We start from the raw sequence: 5258 nt of genomic DNA, 5'->3' as shown, positions 1-5258 counted from the left end.
TCCAAAGCATCATCTCCTTGTTTGTATCAGGTTGTTTGGCGACGACCTATTTTACAACAAGAGATGATGCTTTTGTTTAATTATTTCAATATGTTAAACATTTTTCTCGTCTGCGAAAGTTGAGTTAACAAAGATATACACATACGAAAGGAGAAGAAAAATTTATTCAAAAATACAAAAACAGATCGCCAGTAAATTTGGAAATGATGAGACATTTGCGAAACATTGGGAGGATTGGCGTTGGCATATCAAACACACAATCAGGGACATTGAAACATTTGAACGTATAACCGGTATCGTATTCGACGATGAATTTCGTCGGGACGTTTCGTTGACCCTCGATAAATTCCCTCTCGCCATTACACCTTATTACCTGTCTCTTATCGATCGGGAAGATTACCGAAATGACCCCGTTTTTATCCAGTCGTTTCCGGTTCCGCAGGAACTGGAAGTCGATCCCCGGGAGATGGCGGACCCGCTCGATGAAGACAAGGACAGTCCCGTTCCCGGCATCACGCACCGATATCCCGATCGTGTCCTGTTTCATATCAGCAATCTGTGCGCCATGTATTGCCGGCATTGCACGCGCAAGCGCAAGGTGGGGGATCAGGATTCCATTCCCGGGCGGGAAGCGATCATGCAGGGCATCGAATATATCGCCAATACCCCGCAGGTGCGCGACGTGCTGCTGTCGGGCGGCGACCCGCTGATGCTTTCGGACGACTATCTGGACTGGATTCTGACCGAACTGTGTCGCATTCCCCATGTCGAGGTGGTTAGGATCGGTACCCGCATACCGGTTGTGCTGCCCTACCGTATTACCGACAAGCTGGTCGCCATGTTGCGCAAGCATCAGCCGCTCTGGATCAACACCCACTTCAACCATCCGCGCGAGATGACCTCTTCGTCAAAGCGCGCTTTGCGCAAGCTGGCCGATGCAGGTTTCCCTCTTGGTAATCAGACCGTGCTGCTGGCCGGAGTCAACGATTGCCCTCGCATCATCAAGGAGTTGGTACATCGGCTGGTGGAAAACCGGGTACGTCCCTACTATCTGTATCAGTGCGACCTTTCCGAAGGGTTGACCCATTTTCGCACTCCCGTCGGCAAGGGTATCGAAATCATGGAGGGCCTCATCGGCCACACCAGCGGCTTCTCGATACCGACCTATGTCATCGATGCGCCGGGCGGTGGCGGCAAGATTCCCCTGAATCCCAATTATCTGATCTCCCTGTCGACCAACAAGGTGGTGTTGCGCAACTACGAAGGGGTTATCACAACCTATCAGGAGCCCAACAGTTACGAGCCGATTTTCTGCGACCGCCAATGTGCCGAGTGCCACCTGCAACTTAAACTCAAGGGGGCCGACGAATGCCAGGCTACGGGCATTGTGAAGCTGTTGGCGGATCATGACGATACCATCTCCCTGACCCCGGAAGACAACGAGCGGATGGTGAGGAGGGGCGATGACTGATCGTATGGAAAAGATAGGTGACTCCCTGATTCAGCACGGTGCCAACAGTGAGCGTATCTACCTGATGAAGACCGCCTCCGACGATTGTCCGGAAATCGTTGAGCGGCTTGATGTCATGGCCCGGCGCGAGGGCTATTCCAAGATTTTTGCCAAGATTCCCGCCGGCATCAGCAAGCCGTTTCTGGAAAACGGCTACTGCGCCGAAGCGCGTATTCCAAAGCTGTTTCATGGTCGGGAAGAAGGGTTGCTGCTGGGCAAGTTCCTGCAGCGGGAACGTCGTGTCGAACGCAAGCCTGAGCTGGTTGAGAAGGTGTTGGAAGCAGCCCGGGCCAAGTCCGGGCCCGTTGATGGCAGCACTGTGCTGCCCGAAGGTTTTGAACTGCGCCGGCTCGGCGAAGGGCAGGTCGGCGCGGCGGCCGCCTTGTACCGCGAGGTGTTTGCCAGTTACCCATTCCCCATTCACGATCCGGCTTATCTGCTCGAAACCATGCGGGATCATATCCGCTATTTCGGTATCTGGCGTGGTGACCGCCTGGTTGCCTTGGCTTCAGCGGAGAAGGACTGTCAGGCACGACATGCCGAGATGACCGATTTTGCGACCTTGCCCGCTCACCGCGGACAGGGTTTCGCGCGGATATTGCTGGCCCGCATGGAGGAAGCCATGCGCGAAGACGGTATCCATACGGTCTTTACCATCGCCAGGGCCTATAGCTATGGCATGAATATCACTTTCTCCAGTTCCGGTTATCTTTTCGGCGGTACCCTGCGTAACAATACCCAGATCTGCGGACGCCAGGAAAGCATGAATGTGTGGCACAAAGCGCTGAACTGACGCGAGTTTGCGACAGGGGTGGCGAGGGCAGGGCTTTTTATCCCACATCCTCTATGAAAACCATGTCGTATCCATCCGGATATTCCGGATGGATACGGACTGAGTCTGGCTGACGGTGCTTTGTTTAGGCCGTCTTTTGTGTTGAAAAAAAGTCCGGCCCATGCTAGAAGTGTCGTTCTTGTCGGGGCGTAGCGCAGTCTGGTAGCGCACCTGTCTTGGGCACAGGGGGTCGGAGGTTCGAATCCTCTCGCCCCGACCATGTTGCGCCAGTAGCTCAGCTGGATAGAGCATGTGACTTCTAATCACAGGGTCGAGGGTTCGAGTCCTTCCTGGCGCGCCAGTGAGTTAAAGGGTTGGCATACAAGGCCAGCCCTTTTGTTTTTTTGCATAGTTTCAGGACCCATTCAGTGGCCGCCGGCAACCCGGCGTACCCGCACAGGATGTACCGTTTCGGGTAAGGCAAGAACTGCGAAAAGCCGCGCCCGGGCCTGACTTGCACACCCTATCAAGGGCTACGGGAAAGATTGCCTGTCCGCCGTTGAGGTTGCGGTGTTGCGTCGGCATTGCGACAAGCAAGCCGCATCGTATATACTTTATTGCCGCCAGATGGTGCTGCGGCGCCAGCAACGGCAATCAGCGGAGGGATCCTTTTGTGCGAAGAAAAACCTGATATTTTATTGGAAAGGACTATCGATTATACGTTCGGCGACCCGTCGCTGCTTATCGAAGCCCTGACCCATAAATCCTTCAGTAACGAACAGAATGATCGCGGTGTTCCGGATAACGAGCGTCTTGAGTTTCTTGGTGATGTGGTTTTGGGGCTGGTCGTCAGCCATTACGTGTTTCGGACTTTTCCGCATCTTCCGGAAGGAGAGTTGACCCGGATCCGTTCCGAAGTCGTCAGCGAAAAAGGTCTGGCAGTGATTGGCAAAGCCATCTCGCTTGGTGACTTCATGCGCCTTGGCAAAGGTGAGGAGCGCAGTGGCGGCCGTCTTAAAAGCAGCCTGATCGCCAATGCCATGGAGGCACTGATAGGCGCCATTTTTTGCGACGGTGGCTTCGAACAGGCCTGCCGGGTGGTCGAGGCGCTGGTTGTGGAGCATATTCAGCGGGCGGCGCGGCGCAAGGCGGGTGTCGATTACAAAACCCGTCTCCAGGAGCGTCTCCAGGCACGGTTTGGCGAGGTGCCCCAATATGTGCTTGTGTATGCCGACGGCCCGCCCCATCAGCGTTCCTATACGGTAGAAGCGCGCTTTCGGGAATCCTGTATCGGGCGGGGCGAGGGGCGCAGCAAGAAGGCGGCAGAGCAGGCCGCCGCCAGGCAGGCATTGGAACAGCCGGAAAAGTAACTTTCGTCGATGCCGGTGGAGCAGGGCTCTGACGGCGGTTTTTTCTGCTTGTCGGGCGTCCATCCCGGCGGATCTTTTTGCAATGAAACATCGATGCCGGTAGCTTATGGTTGTCTTTCCGTTTTTCATTCCTCATTGCGGTTGTGCACAACGTTGCGTCTTCTGTCAGCAAAACCGGATCACCAGCGTGGAAACGGCCCCCTCACCTGCGGAGGTGGCAAGATGTCTCGAAGTCATGCTGCCGGAGCGTGGTGTGGGCGAAGTGGCTTTTTACGGTGGCAGCTTCACCATGCTCGATCCTTGTTTGCAGGAGGCTTACCTTGCCGGCGTTGTTCCTTTTGTGCGTGCCGGGCGGGTGGCCGGCATTCGGGTATCGACCCGGCCTGACGGATGCGACAATGAGCGGGTTGCGCGGTTGCGGGCCTTTAACGTCACAACGGTCGAACTGGGCTGTCAGTCTTTCAGCGACGCGGTGCTGCGTAAAGCGCGCCGTGGCCATGACGCAAGTGCCGCGGGCGAATCGGTAATGAGGTTACGTAACGCTGGCCTGCGCGTCGGACTGCAGCTGATGCCCGGCCTGCCCGGCGGTGATGGTGATGAAGCGCGGCGTTCTCTGGCCAGGGCTCTGGATCTGGAACCGGATTTTCTGCGTCTCTACCCTGCGGTGGTACTGGCCGGGACCGGGCTGGAACAGGCCTGGCGCAGAGGCGATTATGTTCCTCTTGACCTTGACGATGCCGTAGAGCTTTGCGCTGAACTGCTATGGCATTGTCACGATCAGGGTGTCCCTGTTATCCGCCTTGGCCTGCAGTCTTCCCCTGAACTGGATCGAGGCTCGACGGTTCTGGCCGGCCCCTATCATCCGGCGTTCGGCCAACTGGTGCGTTCCAGGCTGTGGCGTCGTGCCCTCGAGTCGACGGCTACCGCCTCCGGAGGTCGGCGGGCTAAGGTAGATTTTGCAGACCTGAGTGACGCAATGGGTCACCGTCGAACAAATCTCGACTACCTGTCGCGACGCTTCGGGCATTTTGAAATCGTTTCTTCCGGCCATCAGGTTCGCCAGTGTTTCGTTTTGGCCGGGTGCCGCCATGACATGATGTCGCAGGCCCGTTATTTGCAACCTTTACCACCAACGACGGACGACCACTCATGAGATGTTGTTCGCGTATGCCGGGAGATTGACAGACCTTGAATAACCATCAACCGTCCGATAAAGGATTCCGCTCGGGTTTCGTCGCCATCATGGGCCGGCCCAATGTCGGCAAGTCCACCCTTCTCAATGCGGTGCTGGGGCAAAAAATCGCCATCACCTCCAATAAGCCGCAAACCACCCGCAACCGTATCCTGGGTATCTGCAATCGTCCGGATGCGCAGATACTTTTTCTGGACACGCCGGGGGTTCACAAGGCCAAGGGGATGCTCAACCGCTATATGGTGGAGCAGGCCCTGAGCGCCTGCGGCGATGTGGATGTCGCACTTGTTCTGGTTGAAGCCACCGATCCAGTGGGTGGCGGGGACGATTTTGTGCTGGAACAGGTATCGCGCAGCAAGGTCCCGGTGATCCTGGTGATCAACAAGGTTGACCTGGTACCCCGGTTGAAACTGC

The 5258-nt window shown here is 56.2% G+C and carries 5 protein-coding genes and 2 tRNA genes; all 7 read left to right on the top strand.

The window, feature by feature from the left end:
* The first annotated feature begins 160 nt into the window (after positions 1 to 160).
* Positions 161 to 1471, top strand: a complete 1311-nt coding sequence (gene ablA, locus AB7E65_RS11860; RefSeq protein WP_428746004.1) for a lysine 2,3-aminomutase — start codon at positions 161 to 163, stop codon at positions 1469 to 1471.
* Positions 1464 to 2303, top strand: a complete 840-nt coding sequence (gene ablB, locus AB7E65_RS11855; RefSeq protein WP_235605416.1) for a putative beta-lysine N-acetyltransferase — start codon at positions 1464 to 1466, stop codon at positions 2301 to 2303. The genes ablA and ablB overlap by 8 nt, the downstream gene beginning before the upstream one ends.
* A gap of 182 nt (positions 2304 to 2485) precedes the next feature.
* Positions 2486 to 2562: transfer RNA gene (locus AB7E65_RS11850), tRNA-Pro, on the top strand.
* 4 nt (positions 2563 to 2566) lie between these two features.
* Positions 2567 to 2643 (top strand) — tRNA-Arg (locus AB7E65_RS11845).
* A 310-nt stretch (positions 2644 to 2953) separates the two neighbouring features.
* Entirely contained in the window at positions 2954 to 3652 is a 699-nt protein-coding gene (gene rnc, locus AB7E65_RS11840) for a ribonuclease III (RefSeq protein WP_428746003.1), read from the top strand.
* A 106-nt stretch (positions 3653 to 3758) separates the two neighbouring features.
* Entirely contained in the window at positions 3759 to 4805 is a 1047-nt protein-coding gene (locus tag AB7E65_RS11835) for an elongator complex protein 3 (RefSeq protein WP_428746002.1), read from the top strand.
* Between the two features lie 35 nt (positions 4806 to 4840).
* On the top strand, positions 4841 to 5258 hold a 418-nt coding region (era, locus tag AB7E65_RS11830), incomplete at its 3' end, for a GTPase Era (protein WP_428746001.1).

Source organism: Syntrophotalea sp. (assembly GCF_050253115.1).
In the GTDB taxonomy this organism is placed as follows: domain Bacteria; phylum Desulfobacterota; class Desulfuromonadia; order Desulfuromonadales; family Syntrophotaleaceae; genus Syntrophotalea; species Syntrophotalea acetylenica.
Note: the sequence above shows the minus strand (reverse complement) of the source record. Positions and strands in the feature narration are given on the sequence as shown.

What these genes read in the sequence shown, in the direction of transcription:
- ablB (WP_235605416.1), top strand. Translation starts at nt 1,464, where the DNA reads ATGACTGATCGTATGGAAAAGATAGGTGACTCCCTGATTCAGCACGGT.
- AB7E65_RS11835 (WP_428746002.1), top strand. Translation starts at nt 3,759, where the DNA reads ATGGTTGTCTTTCCGTTTTTCATTCCTCATTGCGGTTGTGCACAACGT.